Below are 22,636 nucleotides of genomic sequence, written 5' to 3' on the forward strand. Positions count from 1 at the left end.
ATCTTTCTGCTCTGCCTGCATTACCCGTTCTTTCTGCTCTGCCTGCATTACCTGTTCTTTCTGCTCTGCCTGCATTACCCGTTCTTTCTGCTCTGCCTGCATTACCTGTTCTTTCTGCTCTGCCTGCATTACCCGTTCTTTCTGCTCTGCTTGCATTACCCGTTCTTTCTGTTCTGCCTGCATTTTCTGTTCGATCCGCTCTGCCTGAACTTTCTCCTCTTTCCATTTCTATTCTCTTAATTGAAAGATTAAGCTCTTTTTCAATTACTCTCATATCTTGAAAATCTTTTGGAGTAGCAAATGTTATCGCAATACCAGTATCTCCTGCACGTCCTGTTCTTCCAATTCGATGTACATAGCTTTCTGTATCCAATGGTATATCGTAGTTGAATACGTGAGTAACACCTTCGACATCAATTCCTCTAGCTGCTACATCTGTTGCTACAAGATATTGTATTTTAGTTTCGCGGAACATTTTCATAACTTTTTCGCGCTTGCCTTGGGTTAGATCTCCGTGTAGTTCTTCAGATAAAAGACCTTTTCCTTTTAGCTGTTCATTTAATTTATTAGCTCTTCTTTTTGTTCTGCAAAAAATAATTGCTAGAAACGGCTCTGCTTCTTTGATTTGATTCAATAATGCATTAAATTTACCGCGATCTGTTGTTTCAATAATTAATTGTTCAATTTCATCTAGTGTAATTCTTTTAGCTTTTACTTTAATAATTTCTGGCTTTTTCATGTAACGCTTTGCAAGTGATTGGATTTGGTCTGGCATTGTAGCAGAAAATAATAACGTTTGTCTTGATGCAGGAGTCTGATTGATAATATCTTCTACCTCATGTAAAAATCCAATATGTAACATTTGGTCTGCTTCATCGAGCACTAGAAAATCAACTTTATCTAATTTTATTGTTCCTCGTCTTAAATGGTCTAAAAGCCTACCAGGTGTTGCAATGATTAAATGGGCACCACTTTTTAGTTTACGAGCTTGTTGTTCAACGTCTTGTCCGCCGTACACAGCAAGTACTCCAAAATCTTCACTAACAATCCTTTTAGCTTCAGCAGTAATTTGTAGGGCCAACTCTCTTGTTGGAGCAACGACTAATGCTTGTGTATGTGGTAATTCTAAATTAATTCTTTCTAGGATTGGAAATAAGAACGCAAATGTTTTACCAGTTCCTGTTTGCGCCTGTCCTATTAAATCTTTACCTTCAAATACAATGGGAATTGCCTTCTCTTGAATCGGAGTAGGCTCTGTTATCCCTAATTCAGTTAAATACTCAGTTAATTCCTCACTTAAACCTAAACTAGAAAATTTATTCATTAATTTTACCTTACTTTCTATTTTCTATCATTATAAATAATAATGGTTGTTTCATATATTTACTCAAAATACGACTAATTCATTGTATCACAACGTTTATTAATCTTTTTAAAATTATTCTTATTTAATTGTGTAAGTATAATTGATTAGATTTCTTCTGCATCAAGTTATTTTTCACAATTCCTTAGTAAAATAATCAAGAGTTTAATGAAATATTAAATTTAAGATCAAGGAAAAAAAACGGTAACCCTCAATAGGTTACCGTTTGACTAGTTATTGCCTTACTCTAATCCTAGAGCTTGTAAAACATCATCCAATGTTTTGCTCTTATATTTTGTAGCTGCTTTTGGTGAATTGTCATTCCAAGGATTTTGCATTAAGTAGTTATTGATAACATATTGCATATCTTTTGCATCAACAACGCCATCAAAGTTAATGTCAGCATCACGCTTATTTGTATCCCAATACGTTTGGATGTATAGCGCATCTTTTACATCAATGACATTATCTTTATTTACGTCTCCACCAGGTATATAGTCATAGTTAATTGGTTTAGATCCTGCTGTAGTTTTTCCATCTTCTTTTACACCAACTGTAAAATCTTTTGAGAATGTAAAGTGACCTGGCACATCAATTTTTAATGTAAAATCATCATCAGTAATCGGTAATCTCGTTCTAAATGCTGATGGCGCTAAGCTGCCAGCGTAACCTAAAGGATCAGATACACCATATTCATTACCATTTACATCTTTCACACTAATTTTTGAACCTGTTTTATTGAAGTCAATTTGTTTCGACATAGGTTCTCCAGCGAACAACATTAGTCCTTCAGCTTGAACTTGAGCTCTCATCAGAGAATATGTTGGAGTAATATAGAAATATGGTTGAATACCTTGTGTCGTTACAGTCGTATTGTCCACGTTAGTATACACAGCGTTAAAGAATCTACTTGAACCTGTTGCACTGTAGAAGTTCATTGGTCCTTTGTAATATTGATCTTTTGCTTTTAATGTTAAGTCTACTAATGAAACATCTCCAGCAATTCCAGTATTCGCTAAATCTCCAGATGCTGTTGCTGTAATCGTCATTTTTGTTAACGAATTATTAAACTGAGCAGTTGTATATTGAACATCTAGTTTGCCTTTAAACGCAGAATTTGGTTGAACATTGATTAGATCAAGGTACTGACTTGGGTAAAGGAAAGTGAATTCAGCCTTCTTCACATTTATTTTCACATTTTTTGTAGAGAACGTTAAAGTTGTTGATTCACCCATGTTTATACGTTGTTTATCAGCGATTGCTGTAGTATAAGCCGTTCCTTTTCTAACAAAATATGCATCAATGAAACTTCCGTAATTTCTAACAGTTGATTTACTATAATCTGAGAAGTCGTATTCTGTAATTGCATTAACAATTGGCCCTGATGTACTTAATGGTATTTCTGCATTGAAATTACCTTGTGAATCTAATGGAATACTCTTTTCTTGAGAATTATTAGGGTTATAGTAAGTAAAATTATTATTGGCTTGTGAAGCATTAATGCCTGCCGCTTTCATCTCGTCGATCTCTTTATCAAATACATTACCTGATACAGTAACTTTCGTGTCGGTTGGATTAGCCGTTTCGTAAATGCCCCCAGCCTTCATATTGTTCATTGTAACTTTTGCTTCTTTCACTCCGTTGTAAACCGGTGCATCTGCAGTGAAAGTTTCACCTTTATCATTTGTTCCTACCATTCTAATTTTATATAATCCTGGGTCAATCTCTTTTTGATCATACGCAATAGGATTGTCTGGATCACCAGTTAGTGGATAGTATTGACCATTATTTAGAACCCCACGGAAATAATACTCAATATTCTCATCTGCTCCCATTCCATCAGCTGAACCTAAGAATCCGAATTCTTTATCCGTTTTTGGATCCACAAGGAAGAAATCAAAATAACGCATATGAGAATTTAATTTGAAGTTTACGCCAATTGACCATCTTGTTGCATTACTTGCCGCTTCATAAGGTACTGTAAATGCATGTGGATTACCAGTCAGATAATCAATACCTTCTTTTACTGTGTGAATAGCAAATGGAATTTTATATGTTTCATTAGGATCTTTTTGGTTTGTATACACTACATAACCTTCATATGTTCCAAGCTTTGCCGATTTAGGAACGTTAATCGTAGCATCCATATTCGCACTGCTATATTTTTTCACTTTTACAGATGATTTCACATCTAATGTAACGCCATTAGCAGCAGCATCCTGATCTGCTCTTGAGTCGCCTGTATACCTTGCACTTAACGTTTGGAATTGTACCATTACGTCATATGTTTTATCTACTGAGCTTTTATTAAATAACGTGATTGAACGTTGATCTGTCAAATCCTGACCACTAATTCCCTGTTCACCAAAACTCATTGCACCAGTAATATTTTTAATTTGTTTAATGCCCTTACTTGCTAAAGTAGTTGCTCCATCGTTTGTTGTATTATCTTTTACTGTTGAAGTTTTGTCTTTTACTTGAATTTCCGTCGCTGCATGAACAGCGTCATAAGGGTTGACACGTCCTGCCCCAACTTCATAAACACTGTATTTATCAGATAATGGATCCGCTGTATTCATAAGTGTTGCTTTAATATCTGAAGGAGTCATGTCTGGATGAGCTTGCTTTAATAATGCTGCTACCCCAACAACGTTAGGAGTTGCCATTGACGTTCCTGATAAACGTTCATAAGCATATTGATAGTTTCCTATTTGATCTGCTCCATGCATATAAGAAGGAACAGTAGAGAAAACAGATACACCTGGTGCTGTTACTTCAGGTTTAATATCGTATAACACACGGGATGGACCACGTGAGCTGAATGGTGCCAATTTATCACCCACAGTCACTGTTTGTTTCATATTACTAAAAGTAAAGTCTAAAGGTATCCCTGCTGATGCACCAGCTACAGGTAATTTAGCAGCTAAAGCTTTTCCTTGTGCATTACTCAGTAAAAATGTTGGTAGAAAGCCGTAAGCATCTCCAAGGTATACATCTCCTAATGGTCGATCTGCGTCATATAAAACAACAGCCTTTGCTCCATGCGATTTAGCTATCGCAATGATCTGAGTAATTCCGAAGCTACCTCGTTGCGCAAGAACAACCTTTCCCTTTACATCAATTGGTACATAATTACCAATCGCATCACGCTTAGAATAACTAGGCTCACCCCCAAATGATACATTCACCATTTGTAAAGTCTGCCCTTCAAAATCCGCTACGTTATCAGTTAAACCTTGAGCAGCCAATTTTAAATCAACAGATATATCACCTGTTGAAGGATGAAGTGCACCTGAAAAACTTGGAATTGTGACAGACGTGTCACTTGCACCTACTGTAATTGCTAAAGGAGCATTACCAGGAGCGCCAAGTGAATACATTCTGTCCCCAGAGTTACCTGCAGCGACAATTGCTGTTACCCCTGCAAGTACAGCATTGTTTACGGCAATACTCGTAGGATATAATGGATCATTGTAGTTTGCTCCAAGTGACATATTAATAATGTCCATACCATCAGATACTGCTTTATCAATACCTGCCAAAATAGCTGAAGTAGAACCTGAACCATATGGACCTAAAACACGATAAGAATAAATATCAGCTTCAGGTGCAACGCCTTCTACCGCAAAATCTGCATTGTTTTTTGCTTGTCCAGCAATAATTCCTGCTACATGTGTACCGTGCTCAGTATAGTACGCTTCACCACCTGAACTCAATTCAGGCTGACCTGACTTCTTCCAATCTGCATATGTCGTTTCCATTGGGTCACTGTCATTATCGACAAAGTCATAACCACCCTTGAAAGCACCTTTTAAATCTGGGTGATTGTAATCAATCCCAGTATCAATAATACCAACTTTTACACCTTTTCCTGTAAAGCCTTCTTGGTGAAGTTTTTCAACACCAGGAAATGTTACCATCGTATGCTTTGCAGCTTGACCTGTTGATGTTGATGATTCGCTAATAGACGGTGGTTCTACTTGTACTTGCAAATCACTATAGACTGCTTTTACTACATTAGATTTCAGTAATGACTTTATTTTATTAGCTGGTAGAGTCATAGAAACACCATTAAATGCTTTTTTATATGATTGTTTAATTGAATATGGATTTTTCTTTGATTTTAATTCACTGCTAAAAATTGTTTTTAAATCTTTTTGGAATGTTTCGTGTGAAGCATCTACTTTTGCTTTTGCATCTGCAGCTGTTAGAGTTGTACCATCTGACTCTGCTTCTAAAACAGCCGTCTGCTGTGGCTTGTCCTTAAACTCGACAATGACAGGAGTAAGCTTGTCACTAGTTTGATCGACTTCAGAAGATAATTGAAGTCCCTCTTTGTCACTTACCTTCAATTGCTTAATTGCCTCACGTTGTTGTGGAGTGAGATTTGCCAAAACTTGTTCAATCTTTGAAGTTGCTTGTGCATGAACTTGTTGTGAAAAGGAACCTGGTGTCATTGTAGTACTGATAAGTCCTGTTGTTAATGCTAATGTTGTAACATTTCTAAACATTTTCTTTTTCAACTACTATCCCTACTTTCTTTTCTTAATAAGTTCATTATAAAGAAACTTGATATAATTTTATTTTCTGAAAATTATGTCAAATAGTGTTTTTTTAAAATTTTTTTTGTTTTAATTACCTACTTCATACCTATAGAATAGTACTATGCAAAATTGCCCAAGGAGCTCTCCTTGATACCATTAATACTTAATAGTTGTATATACTTTTTTATTTGGTCAGAAGTTGCATGGTCCTTATATCTCCAATAGATTAGAAGACATTTATTGAATCTTTCTAAATTGCCTATTTGATTTGCTGTATAAGCTACATCCAGTAATTCATCTAAACCATTTGGCAGTTGTAGGCTTTCACACTGATAAAAAGCATATGCATAACGAAAATCCAAATGTACCTTCTGTTTTAACCATGGTTCTGCATCTAATATCAATTCTTCAATTGTATGTTGATATAAATCTAGGATTCTTTTAGCATCATCTAATCGATTCAAGCGAATAAAAGCTTCGAGCACCTTTGGTAATCCAACATATACATCTTCTCGCTCTTCTAGCCAACTAAGATATTGATCTGCATACTCAAGCTGTCCGTAATCTAAATAAGAAGCTAGTCGATTTCCTATAGCTAAATCAGCAAAATAATCATTTACCCCCGCATATTGTTCTATAAGCTCTATTATTTCTTCTAATGAGCCCCCAAGACGTGCAAGTGCGAAGCTTTTATACATAAGTGCTCTTCCATAATACTCTCCGCTTTTAACCAATTTTCTTAATCTCTCGGCGTAATAAAGCACCTTTTCCCATTGCTCGCGCCTATAATAGAAAGCTGCAATCCATAAATATGCTTCCATTCTAACTTTTTTCGGCATGCAATACAGATACTCCAACACATATGTCAATGCGTGATGACCATCCTCTGTCATTCTTAAAATATAAAAGCGCCTATAATAACTAATTGCCAACAGTTCTAAAACGTCTTTTGAATCACATTCAATAATAATCTCGTACAAAAACAAAGCTTTTTCTTCTTTTCCAGCTTTAAAAAGCTCCTCTGCGACGAAAAAAATATAATTTAAATAATCAATTTGAATCGTAACTGATTTTTCAGTTGTCATAACTTGTAACAGATTTTGACAATGCTCCTCGTAACCATTAGTAAAGCATTTGAATAAAAACTGTACACTTTTACGCTTGTCCAAAATTTGTTCTTCATTAAAACATTCTTCATAAAAATATGAATAAAGTGCGCCTTCCTCCAACCCAATAGCTTCGGAAATGGCATCCAAATATTTTAGTGTAAGCGAGCGTTTATGATTGAAAATACGACTTATTTCACTAATATGAATACCTGATCCCTTAGCCAATTCAGTTTTTGTCCAGCCTTTCTCTAGGCATATGCATTGAATTTCTTTAAATAGAGCAGCGTTCATTCTTCTCACCTACAATTTTCTTCTTATTTACTTCTGCTCTTTCCTTAAGCGTTATAAATGCCCCATCCTCGTAAAGCTATTAAATTACAATTTCATTATAACGATACTTGATATCATTTTATTTCTGAAAAATTTTGTCAATTTGAATTTAATGTTGTAGACATACTTTTTTTATTAGACAAACGATCAAAAAAGGCTCTCCATTAGTCGCATAATGACGAATAGAGAACTCAATTAATTTGTTAAATAATATGAAACTACTAAAGCTATAAATACTTATGAGTTGATTGAAAGAAACCTAGGCATTAAAAAACACTATAACTGAAATACTAGAGATATTATAGATAAAAAAGGTAAACGTGTGTTCTGCAAAGAATAGTTAACACAGGAAATATAAAGGAGCTGAATAAATGAACGGAGTTTTAGATATTGTTATTTTTTGTAAAGACACAAACTCTTCTAAGAGCTGGTATGATAAAGTGGGATTTGAATATTTAAGAGGACACGATGGTATGTATTGGTTTAAAGCAGGGAATGGCGAGCTAATGCTCCATCCTACTGATGCGCAATCCAATACTGATGCAGTCTTTCAATTAGTCGTAAATGCAGTCGATCCACTATTTGAAAGTGTATTGGAAAAAGAATTGACGCCATTAGATTTCTCAAATGGAGAAAAAGTCATCACAGAACCTACTATTCAACCATGGGGCTATAAGGAATTTTGTTTAAGAGATCCAGACGGTTACATATGGGCATTTGTTCAAAAATCATGATTAAATAAAGTAAGAAAATCCACAGGATAAATTCATTTTCCATGTGGATTTTCTTTATTTATTTAGTTTTAGATTAACGATATTACTTTGAAATATTCACTTCTTTTTTTAAAAGCCTACCTTGCTTTCTATACATAGAAAACGTTGACCAATTTGCAATGAAAACACCGGATAAGATTAGTATGCCACCAATCGCCATAATTGGTTTGATTGGTTCGTCCATTACGAAATAACCTAAGACACTTGCAATTAATGGTGATACATAAAGCCATGTTGAGGGGAAGACCGGGTTCGTTTTAGATAATAACCAACTGTATAATCCATGTCCCCCTATTGAACCTATAAATACAAGATACAATATTGGCCACACAGCGTCCCAAGAACCTAAACTTTCAATTTTTGGTTTTTCTAATAAAAACGACACTAAAAGTAGAAATATTCCACCATATAACATTTGAAAAGCATTGATTAAAAATGGTGATACAGTACTGTATTCTGTTAATATTTCCTTTGAGGAAATTGATCCAAATCCGTAAAAAGCTTCTCCTAATAATACTGCGATGCAAGCAGCAACCCATAAGTAAGAGACATGCTGACTTATCCCAGGTAAACAGACAAAAATTACACCTGCAAAAGCCATTAATAACGCTATTAGTTGTTTGCGCTCAATTCCCTTATTATTTCTCCTTAATTGGAAAAGTAAAATCATCATTGGGCCAGTTGCAGACAAAACTGCGGCTAACCCTGATGTTATATACTGCTCAGCCCAATACAATGTTGAAAATGTCATAAAAGTTAAGCAGAATCCAATATACATAATTCGTTTTGAAAAAATAAATTTCTTCACATTTACCCCTTTAAAAAGGAAATATAAAATGACAATCAGTCCTGCTAATGTAAATCGAATGCCGGCTGAAAATAATGGCGAAACGCCTGACTCAATTCCGAATTTTATTGCTAGAAAAGTTGTACCGAAAATCATGCAAATAAAAATATAATTAATAATGATCATTTCATCACCCCTTTGATAAAAGTATTATATTAAAGTCGGAGTATAACAGTATAATAGAGCATATAACAGTTAGCACTTTTTCCATTGACGATTGATCTTTTTTTAATTAATTTAATACTAAAAAACTAGTGGTGATCTATGAAAATTCAAATCCATAAAAAATCAACAGTTCCGATTTATCTCCAAGTAGGCACTCAAATTGCAGGTAGCATTCAAAGTGGTCTACTTTTATCTAACGAAAAATTACCATCTTTACGAATACTGGCTGAGGAGCTTGCAATAAGCGTTTTAACTGTTAGAAAGGCTTACAAATGGTTAGAGACAAACGGCTATGTCACAGTGATGCCAGGTAAAGGAGTATTTATTAGTAAGAAAGTAAAAAAAACAGCACAAGTTGATCCAAGTAATAACTGGCAACAGACTTTAGGAATCAATATTGTACGATCCCAATATTTAATAAATAGAGAACAGTTAAAATATGATTTTTCAAAAGCAGTTGTCTATCCACGTCTGCTTCCTAATAAATTTTTAGCGGATGAAATGCAAAAACTATTAAGAGATGATGCGTCAATATTAACAACCTACGGACCGGTTCAAGGAGATATTGAATTAAGAACGGAAATTATTAAACATTTATATGAATTTCAAAAAATACGATCTAAAGCTGAAAATCTAATTATTACAAGTGGGGTTCAGCAAGGAATTGACTTAGTAGCACAAGCACTATTAAAACCTGGAGATTCAATTATAGTCGAGAGTCCATGCTATGGTGGTGCACTTGATATTTTTATAAATAAGGGGATTCATATAATACCTGTGGAGATGGATGAAGAGGGAATCCGATCAGACTTAATTGAAGATATGTGCATTAAGTTTACACCAAAATTAATTTATGTTAACCCTACCTTTCAAAACCCAACTGGAATCTCAATGAGTAATAGTCGTAGAAAAGAATTAATTGAACTAGCACAACAGCATCATTTTTTTATTCTTGAAGACGATTCATTTAGTGATATTTATTTCAAAAAAGCATTTCAATATTACCCAATTAAATATTATGATCAATCAGACCACGTCATCTACATTAAAGGATTTAGTAAAACTTTAGCACCCGGAGTTAGAATTGCTGCGATGCTGGCAAATGGACCAGTTCTGGAATGGCTACTTGCGGTTAAAGCTTCAATGGATGTCGGTAGCCCTTTGCTAACACAAAAAGCGATTTTACCATTTCTACGAACAGATCGAATGCGAAGTCACGTTGAAAAACTAAGAATTGCTCTACAAATTCGGCGTGATACAAGTATTGAAATACTTTCATCTCTTAATGATCAATTAAATTTTCGGATACCTGATGGCGGCTTTAATTTGTGGCTTACATTTAATAAATCCAATCTAGATATTTTTAATTTATTAAGAAAAGCCAATCATGAAAATATCTCATTCTTACCTGGTGTAGCTTGTTTTAACAACAATACAGATACCTCTTCATTTCGGATTAGTTACTCACTAGTTAGCGAAAATGATTTAGCCGAGGGGTTAGAGAAACTACGCAATATAATTAAACAAATATAAAACTTTTTAAAGGAAGGCCATATAGAATAAGATGCTTTACTTCAAAAAAATAAACTTATTACCACTCGTCATAACTATACCAGCAATGATAATCGGAGTACTTGCCATGATCAATAACCAAGTTTCCCCGTCCATTTACGGTCAAAATATTTTAATTGCTATCATAGGAGGAATCATCTCCTTTTTAGTACTGTTTAGAGATAAGAGAACCGCAAAGAAAAAGACAAATATCATTGTCATTACATGCATACTCATATTATTTTTACTTACCTTTTTGGACAATGGATTACACGGTGTACATCGCTGGATAGCAATTGGTCCATTAAGATTTAATATCGCTTTAGTTTTAGTTCCGTTACTATTAATTCAACTATCAAGCTTAATGAAATCAAAACCATTTTGGCTTACTTTTGGTTTTGCATTAATCTTTACAGTATTATTACTTTTTCAACCAGATGCATCTCAACTAACAGCTTTTACGACCGCCATCTCTATTCTATTACTAAATATAATAAAGAATAAAAGCGTTCGATTTCTCCTATTAATTGTTTTTATACTTTTAATTATCTTTAGCTGGTCTCACTTAGACCAACTTGCCCCAGTTTCTTATGTAGAAGACATTTTAAGTTTAGTAAAGGAAATGGGATTCGGATGGCTAGTCTTAGCGGTAATTTCACTTTTAATTTTATTAATACCATTTTTCTTATTTCCGCCAAACAGTGTAAAACCATTATCATTTAGTTTAGGTATCTATTTTTTAATTAGTATTCTTTCAAGCTGTTTTGGAAACTTCCCAGTACCGATTATGGGTTATGGAACATCACCTTTTATCGGTTACTTAATTGCTATTTCTTGGTATGTATATAATAAAAAATGAACCATTAAAATGGCTCATTTTTTCAAGCTGTTGAGTATTAATCAGCTTTAGGTCAACTAATATCGAACTTTAATTAAACTAATCAACTCAATTTATTTTTCTAAAAATTAGCTCATAATATATTTAACTTCTGAAAAAAATCATTACTAGTGATTATTGGAATCATGAAATTACTAAAACATATTAACAATTAAAACCAATAATAGATCGTCCAAAAATGATAATTTCATAATTAAATAAATCTTCAATTTAATGTCCGTTTTCCCTTTTGACCATTTTATATTTCAACACTCTGAAAAAATGCCGTTGGGCTGTTTTTAATTCCTAATGAGCCTGTCATGAGGAAGTTCTTTTCAGGTTTTTGCTGTTTTACTTCCTCATGAACCCGTCACGAGGAAGTTCTTTTTATATTTCCTCTGTTTTATTTCCACAAGTTTAAAAAATGAACCATTAAAATGGTCCATTTTTATTTTTCTCACCAATGAGATGGTCTTTTAAGTGTTTCTGGTATTCTAGTGTGATAATCTCCCTTTGCTGAGTTAATTTGAGCTTGAGTAAGAAAAATACTTCCTGTAAGGTCCGCACCACTCAGATTAGCATCTCGTAAGTCTGCACCGATTAGATCAGAACCTCTTAAATCGGCTCCCTTTAAATCGGCGGCAATTAGATAGGCTCCTCTTAAGTTAGCTCCGATAAAATTCGCATCCTTTAACTTAGCACCAATAAAGTCTAAAGCTCTACCGGTAGCTTTTTGACGTTTTTTATTGTTTTTAAATTTTTTCAAAGCCACAGTCCGTGTTTTCTCACTAACACGTAGAAGTAAAGAGTTAACTTCTGCACGGTGAGCTGTGATATCTAAGTTTTGTATTAGTTTAGGGTCCATAAGTGTTAATTTTTCAGTTTCTGCTAAAACTGTTTTTGTTTCATTATGAATCTCACTTGCAGCACTAATCGTCAAACTTTCATTTAAATACCAAAGCATTTCATGCAGTTGCTTCATAATTGGAAATACTTCATACATCTCATTAGCCAATTCTGGATGTTGTCGCCAGTCTTTTCCATTAAAGGTTACTTGAGATACTTTTTGTCCCGCTCCAAAGCAATCAAAAACAGTACAGCCTTTGAAACCTAACTCTCTTAAATTCTTGTGAACTCCGCAACGAAAGTCTGATTGTAAATTATGGCAAGGTTTGCCTGCAATTTTATCATTAGCAAAATCAGCCGAGGCAGCAAAAGGTAATGCGACACAGCATAGACCAAAACAACTCTCACAGTCCGCTTTTAGATCTTGATAACGCTCATTTACTAATCTTATATTTTCAATTTTACTAGCCACTTCCTGCGCCCCCTACCCACCATATATAAATGAATAATAATTTTTATCGTAACATCGTAATTTTTTTTGGTCAAACGTAGTTCAGCTTATTAAGTGTAGCTTTCAACATTCAATAGGCGGTGATACTTTTCATCCTTTAGCAATAAAAAACAGATAATTATATAAAATTATCTGCTTTAATGTACTTTATTTAATTGTTACATCATTTAAAAATGGAACAAAGTTAATCCAAGTCTGACCTGGTGAAAGTTTTATTTCAGTTCCATCAAGTGTAAACGGAATGATTCGGCCATCTACATTCTTCCATTGTATATTCATATACTTTCCATCAACAATATAATATCCTTTTCCTCCATGTTCGAGATCAATTGAACGGCGACCATAGCTATCAATAATTTTATGAGTAGCTTCTACGACTAAAATATTTTTAATTTGAAGCTCTTTCCCGTTCAAAGCATCCTTTGCTACAATTCCATTTTGAACTCGCTGAAATTTTTTAGTTGAATTCGAATAATTGTAAGTCACATTATTTCTTGCATCATGAGAGTATTTTATAAATACTTCACCAGCATTTTTCCAAGAATTATCAAATACTAAGTCTTTCTGCGTAAAATCTAATGGAGTAACTTTTTCTGAATAAGAATAATGCCTTTGAGCAACTCCTTTTTCAATACCTTCTTTCAAAATATAAGAATTGTGAGGTGCTTTTCTCGTTTTGTCTCTTTTAAATAACGTACCGTCGTAGATCAGACCGTTTAATGCATCGATCATCCCTGAATCCATCATTTGTTTCGCTTTAGGACTATTTCCGTGACAGATAAATAATGCATGATAACCGTTTGCCAAATTGATGTAATAATCTCTCGCACTTCTTACAGGACCAATTTTCTCGGGAATATTGCTTTGAAAAATAGCTAAAAATCTTGTAATATCTCCTTCTGCTAAAATTTCATAAACAACATCAGCATTACTTAATCCACTTTGAGGTCTAGCTAAATAATAATTATTAACCATAACTGCAACAGGTCTCTGTTCACTAGTCTGACTTATTGGTAATCCACTTAAAGGAGCATAAATCGTATCAATTTCTCCTTTATCAATTACATGTTCATTCGAAGGATTTTTATCATCATTTTTAACTGTTTTTACAGACTTTTCGCCATGCTTACATCCTACTAGAAGCATACTTATCACAATTATTGATAAAATTTTCTTATGCATTGGCTCCCTCACAATCTGTTATTTTCCTAAATTGTATTAAATAACTTATAAAATAGAAAGTATTTGTTTGAATTTTCCGATATTAATATAACAGTCTTCTATTTGGAGTTCTTCCTTAATATATGAACTTGTATTGTTAAATAATCAGCTTAAATTTGTTCTTATTTTATTTAATCTTAAATATTGTATAAAGATAAGAATGATTAGAGGAGTTGAAGCTATATGATTGTAGTTCATTATTTCGAGAAAAACGTTGAACTATTAAACCAACTACTCAAAAATGTCCCCTCTGAAGGAGATACTATTTCCATTAAAGGACGAAAAGGTAAAGTATTAAGTGTTAATCAAATAAATGATAAACATGTGCATGTAATTGTAGAACTAGAAGTTATAAAGAAAGTACAGGTTTTAGCAAAAGATGATAAAAAAAGAAGAAGATAAATTTCTAAAACTTAATGGGAGATTATTCCCATTATTTTTTTTGAATTTTTCCCAGTTTTACAGTTTCACAATACATTTTTCCACTTAAAACTATGAACTATACTGTCTAAATGGAATGTATTCTTTTTTCAAACTGGACTAATCATGATAAACTAAGAAAAGTTTTAGTAAATCAAAGTAATAAGGAGTTTTAATATGGAAATTAAGAATATCCATCATGTCGCTATTATTTGTTCAAATTATGAATTATCTAAGCATTTTTACATAAATTTATTAGGATGTAAGGTAATTAAGGAAACCTATCGTGAGGAGCGAGACTCTTATAAATTGGACTTAAGTATTGGAGAAAATGGACAAATAGAGCTATTTTCATTTCCTAATCCACCGAAACGACGTACAAATCCAGAAGCAGTTGGGTTACGCCATTTAGCATTTACTGTGTCTAATATAGAAGAAAGCATTCAATACTTAAAACAAAATGCTGTCTTTGTAGAACCAATTCGAATTGACGAGTTAACAAATAAAAGATTTACATTTTTCCAGGATCCTGATGGTTTACCATTAGAATTGTATGAAGAGTAGATTTAAAAACAAAACACAATCTCAATGTGTAGTGACCCCATAAAGTTAGACAGGTAATTTCAATTAGGCAGCCTGTTGGGCATGAACTCGGTATTTTACTGGGCTCATGCCTTTTAATTTTGCCTTAATACGTTTGTTATTGTAGTAATCTATATATTTAGCTAGTTCTTTTTTAAAGTGTTGGACACTGGTAAATTCTTTAAGATAGAGTAGTTCAGATTTCATGATACTAAAGAAATTTTCTATTACTGCGTTATCGTAACAGTTTCCTTTTCTAGACATACTCTGTGTGATGCCACGTTCAATAAGGGCATTACGATATTTTTTCATTTGATAGTGCCATCCTTGGTCTGAATGAATAAGTAATGTATCGGAATCTGATAAACGTTCAAAAGACTGTTTTAACATAGTTGAAACAAGTGAATAGGTTGGACGTGAACCGATTGTATAAGTAATTATTTCACCATTATATAAGTCCAACATAGGTGAAAAATATAGCTTTTCTCCAAATAATTTAAATTCAGTTATGTCTGTAACCCATTTCTCATTTGGCTTAGATGCTTGAAAATTTCGATTTAAAATATTTGGAGCTATTTTACCCACTTTGCCTTTGTAAGAGCGATATTTCTTTACCTTCACTAGTGATTTAATTCCTAGTACTTTCATGAGACGTTGCACTTTTTTATGATTTACTTTATATCCTCGATTAGTAAGCTCATCTCTTATTTTACGATAGCCATATCGACCTTCGTGTTCGTCGTAAATAGATTTTATTAACACTTTTAGCTCTGCATCTGGATCTGGACGACCTAAATTTTTCACCCAATAATAATACGTACTACGTGGGATGTCTGCGAGTTGTAGTAGGAGCCTTAGAGAAAATTCATGCCTTAATTCATAGACTACTTGGACTTTGTCTTGTTTGGTGATTTTTCCTTGTTTTGAACTAAGGCATTCAACTTTTTTAAGTAAGCATTCTCCATTCGTAAACGTTCATTCTCTGAACGTAAAGCCTCAATTGATCCTTCAGCTACTTCTTTATTACTGCCTGTGTTTAAATTATTTTTATTCAATGATGGACGCCCCTTTTTCTTTGATACAAGGGCATCCTTACCGATCGTTTCTAACTGCCTTTTCCATTGATAAAGAGTAGAAGGAGTAGGAATGTTAAAAATTGCAGCTGTTCCTCTGATAGACGTTCCTTGTTCGTTCATATAATTAAGTACATCTAGTTTAAACTGCAAATTATATGATGTATAGCTTTTTTGAAAAGCTATTTCACCATGATGGCGATAATTTTGTAACCATGTTTGAAATACAGAATGGTCTACTCCGATAGAATCTGAAATCTCTTTTTGAGACTCGTCCCCTTCTAAGTAACGTTTTACTGCAATTAATTTCTCTTCACTTGTAAATTTAGTCATAAAAAATGCACCTCCAAATGTTAGACTGTGTCTAACATTTGGGGTGCACTTCAATGAAAGATTGTGTTTTGTTTTTTCTTTTTTATCATCTTATAGAGAAACCTTTATTTTATCTGTTAAATTATATGTTTCACCATTAATTTCTAATGATACTGGTGGACCGTATTCCTTTGTGATTGTTATCGTTTTTTTGGCAATTGTTATTTCAAGTCTTGCTCCTTGCCATAGGAAAGGAAAAATCATTTTATCCCAATTTGAAGGTAATTTTGGATCAATCTTTAAACGATTTATGTCCATGGAGATATTTGCAAAGCCAAAGATTGCCACTAGCCAATTTGCTCCCATAGGCGCAGCATGAATTCCATCATCTGATGATTTGGGATTCGGTCCTAAATCGATTAAACATCCTTCTTGAAATAATTGGTATGACTCTTCTTGATAGTCACATCTTGCAGCAACAATTGCATGAATTGCTTTACTTATTGGAGAATCATGAACAGTACGCTCTTCGTAGTATTCTAAATTCTTTTTAGCGATTTCCGTTGAGAACAAATCCGGGAAAAGATAAAGCAACATGACAACATCAGCTTGTTTTAACACTTGTAGTTCATAAAGTTCTTTTAGGGAATAATCTAATAGAATTTCCCTACTTGCAATGGATTGTCTATATTCAGTTAAATCAATCTCGGGTTTACTTAAAAATGTATCATCTTGTGGGATGACATTTTCATCATTTTGGCTTGGTAAATATAATCGTTTTAAAAAATCAGTACATTTTTGCTTTAATTCTGCATCAGGATCATTGTATTTTCCCATATAATTTAACGCATTCTGCACATTATAAAAAGCCATGTAATTCGTATAAGCATTATTATCTACTTGATCTGTGTATTCGTCTGGGCCGATCACATTTTTAATCATTAAATCGCCATTTATATCAGTTGTCCTACTCACCCAAAAGTGTGCAGTTTCTTTGAGTAGTTCAAGTCCATCATTGGCCATAAAGCTTTCATCTAGTGTATTTTCATAATATTGTACGACAGCAAATGCAATGTCAGCTACAATATGTTCACTTGATTTTGCTAAATTTGAGCTTTGCACAATCTCGGGTTTTGTATTATTCGCTGAACCTTTTTGTGTTTCTTCTTTTCCTGAAAAAGCACTTGCCCAAGGAAATAAAGTACCCTCATAACCTGATTGGTATGCATTTACTTTTGCTTCTTTAATATGATGATAGCGATATCTTAGTAATCTTTTAGCAATATCTGGTTCAGTAAATAAGTGAAACGGTGCAATAAGCATCTCTGTATCCCAAAAAATTAAACCATTATTGCCCTCACCAGTTAACCCCCTTGCGCCTATACTCAATCGATCATCATGTCCAGGAGTCATTGCTTCTATATGGTATAAAGAAAAATCAAGAGCTAACTGATCAGCTTGATCTTTTGATGTTATGACTACCCTTTTTTGTTTCCAAAAATCCTGCCATTTGATAGTCGTACTATTTCTCAAATTATCATAACCCTCTGATAAAAATTTCTGTACAGTATTAACACAAGCTGCAGAAGGATCTTCTCGTAACATATCATTAGAGGTATAAACTGAGCTGATTTTTGAAAACTCAACCGTTCGATCAACTACGAGATCTTGTGTAATTGAGGCTAGAAGCTGATTATTTAACGTAAAATATGAAACTTCACTCTCATCTGGAGTTACACAGCATGTTGCGATCGCAATTTTATGTTTGGACTCAGTCGTTTGATAAACACCATGCATAATTCTATTATCCATTATTCTTACTAATTCTTCAGTAAGTTCATTCTTTTGTTGACTGACACACTCCGCATTAATACCTGTTTTTATTTTAATCTTGGCATTACAATCTAAAGCTGTGACAGTAATTTTTGAAGCAAGTAAATGTAAATCGTCCTTTGAAACAAAACGCTGAAACAAAAAATGGAATCGATTTCCATCTTTATTCTTCCAAATTACCTCTCTTATTAACTCGCCGGTCATCATATTTAATTTTCGATCATAAAATGTAAATTGACCAGTTGCATTTGAAAAAATATCACCATTTATTTCAATTTCCATTCCAATTAGATCTGGAAGATTCACAATCTTTGTCGTTTGACTTGGAGATAACTGATTATAGATACCTGCTATATACATCCCCCTAGTTTGTCCTTCATAGTCTTCCTCATGACAAGATCTCAAACCTAAGTAACCATTACCTAATGCCATTAAACTTGCATTTTTATTAATTAATTGCTCGTCAAATTCTTTTTCAGTAATCATATTTACTTCATTCATATAGTTAAAATCTCACCTTTATAAAAATTCATATAGTAAAAGTTTGCAATAAATCTTCTTATTTTAAACTTGATATTATAAAAATAGTGGCTGTTTTGTTAAAAAATACGATTATTGACGATAAAAAAATCGTGTCACTATTTCCAACACGATTTTTTCTTACAGTTCTTTATTAGTTTTTTGCCAGAGTTAATTGCCAAGATACACCATATTTATCATTCACCCATACAAACTTTTCACTGAATGGATATGATTGCAAAGGCATTAATACTTCACCATCTTGACTTAATTGTTTGTATGCATTTTCAATTTCTTCATTTGTTTCACAAGTCACATATAATGAAACAGCCGGTGTAAACGTAAATTTATGTTTGACGGTACTATCAATGCACATAAATTGTTGGCCGTTTAATGTGAAAGTAGCATGGATTACTTTCCCTTCAAACTCACCCATATCTGCTCCATAACGCTTAATATTCACAACCTCTGAATTGTTAAATAGTGACATATAAAAATTCATTGCTTCTTCTGCTTGTCCTTCAAACATTAAAAACGTTGTAATTTTTTGCATTTAAGTCAACTCCCTTTTTCATTTATATTAAAAATTCATTGCTTAAACAATTTTGGTTTATAGTGATTTCATTTCTTCGTTTAAATTGTTAAAAATACTGTGTAGATCCTCTTTAGAAATTGTTGAATATAAATCTCCAATACTAATCTCACAATAACAAACTTCCTCATTAACTGGTCTTAAGTTACCGGTAATACCAATTTTTGTTTCTTCATGAATCGATTGAAGTATGTTTTTAACCTTTTCGATCGGAGCATTAAAATGGACATGAAACATATTCGAAACGGGAATAGTTGGGACAGTATTGATTGCTTGGCAACTATTAAAAAATTTGGCTAACTCTACTGCATCTTCATAGTATTGCCCCATCTTATTTGCTCTTTGATCAAAATAATAATTTGCACTTATTATGTAAGGATAAAGACTAATTAAATCTCCTCCATGTCTTCTTTTCCAAACTTTTGATTCGTCGATAAAATCTCGGTTACCCGCAAGAATCGCTCCTGCTACTCCTCCAATGCCTTTATAAAATGACATATAAACACTATCAAATAAGCTACATAATTCAGAAGCTGTCTTCTTATAGTATGGGAGAATTTCCATTAATCTAGCACCATCTAAATGCAATTTAATTCCCTTTTCACGGCAGTATGAAGAAATTGATTCTAGTGTTTCATATGAAGGTAGTTGTCCACCAATTTCTCGTTGTGGTAATTCTAGTAATAAACAAGAGATTTCCTCATCCATTGCTAAAACATCCTCTAACTCAATAACACGACTTTTATCTGCTAGTAAAATAGGCTGTATATTATGTAGTTTTTTCAAACCATCTTCTTCATGAATTTCTAAATGTGATAAAGGATGATAAGCAACTTTATTAATTCCTTTTTGATCACACCAAATTCTTAATGCGATTTGCTGAGCCATCGTACCGCTTGGAAAAAATACTGCTGATTCCTTACCTAAAAACTCTGCCATTTTTTCTTGAAAATCTTCAATAAATTTCCCTGCTCCATAAAGATCGCTTTCTTCACTACCATTGAATTCGTTTAGTGCATCCTTTAGTACTTGGATATTTCTAAATCCATTACCTGCTAATTGTTGGTTTGTATTTTTAAATGATTCTATAAAAGGATTAATGTTATTCAAATTGAACTCTTCCTTCCGACTATTTAATTTACTGTTATCCCAATTAAAAAAATTCTCCATAACGACCAATAAATCCTTGAATCTTATAAAATTAGTAAGTTAATCGATAGACTAAAAATCTTTCATTTTGATTTTTCGTATAAGCATCTGCTAATAGGATCTCTTGTTTTAATTCAAAGGCAGTCTGGTTTTCTAAAAAATAAATATAATCATCAGAACTATAATACAAAATGATTTCAATATTTCTTTTTGATTGTTCAACTGAAATTAAAATATTATTTATGATATTCATAAAAATTTGGATTGAAAATGGATTAAAAAAATAGAAACAATTATCTAATGAATTAATTTGATAATCTTCAGCCAAGCAGCAATAAAACAGGATCTTGTCTTCGCTTGTCTTTGTTTTTTTTATGTAATTCTTTTTATTTTCAATCGCTTCATTATAATATTTTTCACTCATTTCAATCCCAACAACAGTAGCATTAAACAAGCTATTTAGATAGAAATTTAATCTTCCTTTACCGCACCCGAAATCAACTATTCGGTCATTGCTGGAAAGTATGTATTGTTTAAATAGCTGTTGTAAAGCGCTATAAGGTGTTGGCTCATATCGATGATAATGAAAAGATTCGTTAAATCCTTTTTGCTATCCCTCTGTTTTTATTTTCAATAGGTTATCATAATACTTATCGTCCATTTTCCCACGACCATTCGAACTAATATTTTGTAAGTATCTTTATCATACCGTTTCTAAATAGTTCAGTCTAACCTTACAAAAAGAAGCGTGTTATTTAAACACGCCCCATGCTATTGATAAATGAGTTTGTCGGTAAATTACCAATATAATCATTGTTAAATAACTTGGTTAATTTAATTTCCACTACAGGATACTCTATCAATAAATTCCCCTTATATTTTTAGTTTCGGTATTGACTAATTTTTATTTAACACGTCTTAACTTAAACTTCTTACCCGCACCAATATATTGTAATAATGATAGATCGTCTTCAATAATCTTTCCTATTACATTTACTTTCTCATCGCTTGGTAGATTAGTAAGTATAATTTGTAGCTCACCTCCATATCTGCCATATAATTCATTATCAATTGTCACGGAACCAACTGAGCGAGTAATTGTATTTACTGGCTTTAAGCTATTCTTACCAAAGCTTCCATATAGTCTAGACTCCATAGATCGAAGACAATCGCGTGCGGGATCTTCTCGATTAGTATAAACTTGCTCTACAATGGAAAGGATTTCTTCATCTTGTGAATACGGTCTATATCTTAATTCAATAAAATCCTTTGTTTTTGAAATAGCCTCCATCGTTTCTATTTTTATACTAATATCACCAACTAAAACTTTATCAATGTAACAGTTTTGAGTTAGATCTAAGTAAGCTAGCAGAGGGTTAATTCCACGATGTTTTTCTAATGTTGGTAGTCCTTTAAATAGTGGTCCTCTCATTTCCTCATTTCCTGGAATAAATGCCATCGTAGAAATTCCAAAGCTTTTTAACCATTTGTTTTTTTCGATTAAATAAGTTGTTGCTAATCCGGTTTCTGGACGGGGATAAAAATTATGCCAAGCTTCTACATTTTTAGTTTGTAATCCATATTTAAGCAATTCGTCTAAAAATGCAGGCGAGAGTGTACTTGCATTAAGTGCAATCTTCATTTTTTTAGAAAGATCTGCTATTTGTTTTTCATTTAATCCGTAATCTACTCTTAAACCAGTAACACCCCAATTTTGTAATTCACCCACATTTGAGTAATCTAACCCTAAATGTGTAAGTGATTTTGCTGAAATATCTGCCATAAGCTCCATTTCATTTTCAATTGCCCATGTACCAAGTAGTTGAAGAAGTGATTTATAAGTTGAAGGGTCATCTTCTGGTATGTGTAACGATGTAAAAATTGAATGAAATCCATTTTGTTTTGCTATTTCGATATATTTTTTATTCTTCTCACTATTTTTTTCAGATAAATAGATTGATATACCTAGCATAGTCTCTTTCCTTCTTCCTACTATTAGATTTATACTATTTGGTTATC

The 22,636-nt window shown here is 33.0% G+C and carries 16 protein-coding genes and 1 pseudogene; 5 read left to right on the top strand and 12 right to left on the bottom strand.

All coding sequences use genetic code 11. The annotated features are described in order from the left end of the window. The 3 genes from ACFVRR_RS19250 to ACFVRR_RS19260 all read right to left on the bottom strand — a co-directional run. Window positions 1-1,324, bottom strand: a 1,324-nt coding sequence (locus ACFVRR_RS19250) for a DEAD/DEAH box helicase (RefSeq protein WP_387331806.1), incomplete at its 3' end; no start/stop codon positions are given. Between the two features lie 281 nt (window positions 1,325-1,605). Continuing rightward, complete coding sequence (locus tag ACFVRR_RS19255; protein ID WP_387331808.1) at window positions 1,606-5,886, bottom strand: S8 family serine peptidase; 4,281 nt, start codon at window positions 5,884-5,886, stop codon at window positions 1,606-1,608. A 140-nt stretch (window positions 5,887-6,026) separates the two neighbouring features. After that, a complete protein-coding gene (locus ACFVRR_RS19260; protein WP_387331810.1) occupies window positions 6,027-7,307 on the bottom strand; it encodes a helix-turn-helix domain-containing protein in 1,281 nt (426 codons plus the stop codon). 410 nt (window positions 7,308-7,717) lie between these two features. Between ACFVRR_RS19260 and ACFVRR_RS19265 the strand changes: the two genes are divergently transcribed. Next, window positions 7,718-8,080, top strand: coding sequence for a VOC family protein (locus ACFVRR_RS19265; RefSeq protein WP_387331812.1), 363 nt, complete (start codon window positions 7,718-7,720; stop codon window positions 8,078-8,080). An 82-nt stretch (window positions 8,081-8,162) separates the two neighbouring features. Here the strand turns inward: ACFVRR_RS19265 and ACFVRR_RS19270 are convergent, their stop codons facing one another. After that, window positions 8,163-9,092, bottom strand: a complete 930-nt coding sequence (locus tag ACFVRR_RS19270) for a DMT family transporter (protein ID WP_097978283.1) — start codon at window positions 9,090-9,092, stop codon at window positions 8,163-8,165. A 138-nt stretch (window positions 9,093-9,230) separates the two neighbouring features. Between ACFVRR_RS19270 and pdxR the strand changes: the two genes are divergently transcribed. Both pdxR and ACFVRR_RS19280 read left to right on the top strand, forming a co-directional pair. Next, window positions 9,231-10,664: a MocR-like pyridoxine biosynthesis transcription factor PdxR gene (pdxR, locus tag ACFVRR_RS19275; RefSeq protein ID WP_387331814.1), complete on the top strand. Its 1,434-nt coding sequence runs from the start codon at window positions 9,231-9,233 to the stop codon at window positions 10,662-10,664. 31 nt (window positions 10,665-10,695) lie between these two features. Continuing rightward, window positions 10,696-11,541 (top strand): FtsW/RodA/SpoVE family cell cycle protein, encoded by an 846-nt coding sequence (locus tag ACFVRR_RS19280; protein WP_387331816.1) that lies wholly within the window; start codon window positions 10,696-10,698, stop codon window positions 11,539-11,541. 475 nt (window positions 11,542-12,016) lie between these two features. On the opposite strand, the gene ACFVRR_RS19285 is transcribed toward ACFVRR_RS19280, so the two are convergent. Next, window positions 12,017-12,877, bottom strand: a complete 861-nt coding sequence (locus tag ACFVRR_RS19285; protein ID WP_387331818.1) for a pentapeptide repeat-containing protein — start codon at window positions 12,875-12,877, stop codon at window positions 12,017-12,019. A 186-nt stretch (window positions 12,878-13,063) separates the two neighbouring features. Beyond that, window positions 13,064-14,098 carry a DUF3048 domain-containing protein gene (locus ACFVRR_RS19290; RefSeq protein WP_387331820.1) on the bottom strand — a complete coding sequence of 345 codons (1,035 nt, stop codon included), beginning with the start codon at window positions 14,096-14,098 and terminating at the stop codon, window positions 13,064-13,066. A gap of 222 nt (window positions 14,099-14,320) precedes the next feature. On the opposite strand from ACFVRR_RS19290, the gene ACFVRR_RS19295 reads away from it, so the two are divergent. Both ACFVRR_RS19295 and gloA2 read left to right on the top strand, forming a co-directional pair. After that, the gene (locus tag ACFVRR_RS19295) at window positions 14,321-14,539 is read left to right on the top strand and encodes a hypothetical protein (RefSeq protein ID WP_387331822.1); all 219 of its coding nucleotides are present in this window, start codon (window positions 14,321-14,323) and stop codon (window positions 14,537-14,539) included. A gap of 195 nt (window positions 14,540-14,734) precedes the next feature. Continuing rightward, window positions 14,735-15,121, top strand: a complete 387-nt coding sequence (gene gloA2 / locus ACFVRR_RS19300; protein ID WP_097978278.1) for an SMU1112c/YaeR family gloxylase I-like metalloprotein — start codon at window positions 14,735-14,737, stop codon at window positions 15,119-15,121. Window positions 15,122-15,184: 63 nt separating this feature from the next. On the opposite strand, the gene ACFVRR_RS19305 is transcribed toward gloA2, so the two are convergent. The 6 genes and pseudogenes from ACFVRR_RS19305 to ACFVRR_RS19330 form a co-directional block, all read right to left on the bottom strand. Continuing rightward, window positions 15,185-16,545 (bottom strand): IS3 family transposase gene (locus tag ACFVRR_RS19305; RefSeq protein ID WP_387331824.1). Its coding sequence is split into 2 segments (ribosomal slippage): window positions 15,185-16,089 and window positions 16,089-16,545, totalling 1,362 coding nucleotides; the frame shifts between segments, so codons are not numbered across the junction. A gap of 90 nt (window positions 16,546-16,635) precedes the next feature. Beyond that, window positions 16,636-18,858 (bottom strand): glycoside hydrolase family 65 protein, encoded by a 2,223-nt coding sequence (locus ACFVRR_RS19310; protein WP_387331826.1) that lies wholly within the window; start codon window positions 18,856-18,858, stop codon window positions 16,636-16,638. 172 nt (window positions 18,859-19,030) lie between these two features. Beyond that, a complete protein-coding gene (locus ACFVRR_RS19315; protein ID WP_387331828.1) occupies window positions 19,031-19,429 on the bottom strand; it encodes a VOC family protein in 399 nt (132 codons plus the stop codon). Between the two features lie 57 nt (window positions 19,430-19,486). After that, window positions 19,487-20,578: a threonine aldolase family protein gene (locus tag ACFVRR_RS19320; RefSeq protein WP_387331830.1), complete on the bottom strand. Its 1,092-nt coding sequence runs from the start codon at window positions 20,576-20,578 to the stop codon at window positions 19,487-19,489. Between the two features lie 91 nt (window positions 20,579-20,669). Further along, window positions 20,670-21,278: pseudogene (locus ACFVRR_RS19325) on the bottom strand (methyltransferase domain-containing protein). A 243-nt stretch (window positions 21,279-21,521) separates the two neighbouring features. Further along, the gene (locus ACFVRR_RS19330; protein WP_387331832.1) at window positions 21,522-22,589 is read right to left on the bottom strand and encodes a DUF871 domain-containing protein; all 1,068 of its coding nucleotides are present in this window, start codon (window positions 22,587-22,589) and stop codon (window positions 21,522-21,524) included. Window positions 22,590-22,636: the final 47 nt, after the last annotated feature.

It is taken from the genome of Gottfriedia sp. NPDC057948, from assembly GCF_042887255.1.
In the GTDB taxonomy this organism is placed as follows: domain Bacteria; phylum Bacillota; class Bacilli; order Bacillales; family Bacillaceae_G; genus Gottfriedia.

Excerpts from the sequence above, each read along its gene's own strand:
- ACFVRR_RS19260 (WP_387331810.1), bottom strand. The coding sequence starts at position 7,307 with ATGAACGCTGCTCTATTTAAAGAAATTCAATGCATATGCCTAGAGAAA.
- ACFVRR_RS19265 (WP_387331812.1), top strand. The coding sequence starts at position 7,718 with ATGAACGGAGTTTTAGATATTGTTATTTTTTGTAAAGACACAAACTCT.
- ACFVRR_RS19270 (WP_097978283.1), bottom strand. The coding sequence starts at position 9,092 with ATGATCATTATTAATTATATTTTTATTTGCATGATTTTCGGTACAACT.
- pdxR (WP_387331814.1), top strand. The coding sequence starts at position 9,231 with ATGAAAATTCAAATCCATAAAAAATCAACAGTTCCGATTTATCTCCAA.
- ACFVRR_RS19280 (WP_387331816.1), top strand. The coding sequence starts at position 10,696 with ATGCTTTACTTCAAAAAAATAAACTTATTACCACTCGTCATAACTATA.
- ACFVRR_RS19290 (WP_387331820.1), bottom strand. The coding sequence starts at position 14,098 with ATGCATAAGAAAATTTTATCAATAATTGTGATAAGTATGCTTCTAGTA.
- ACFVRR_RS19295 (WP_387331822.1), top strand. The coding sequence starts at position 14,321 with ATGATTGTAGTTCATTATTTCGAGAAAAACGTTGAACTATTAAACCAA.
- gloA2 (WP_097978278.1), top strand. The coding sequence starts at position 14,735 with ATGGAAATTAAGAATATCCATCATGTCGCTATTATTTGTTCAAATTAT.
- ACFVRR_RS19310 (WP_387331826.1), bottom strand. The coding sequence starts at position 18,858 with ATGAATGAAGTAAATATGATTACTGAAAAAGAATTTGACGAGCAATTA.
- ACFVRR_RS19315 (WP_387331828.1), bottom strand. The coding sequence starts at position 19,429 with ATGCAAAAAATTACAACGTTTTTAATGTTTGAAGGACAAGCAGAAGAA.
- ACFVRR_RS19330 (WP_387331832.1), bottom strand. The coding sequence starts at position 22,589 with ATGCTAGGTATATCAATCTATTTATCTGAAAAAAATAGTGAGAAGAAT.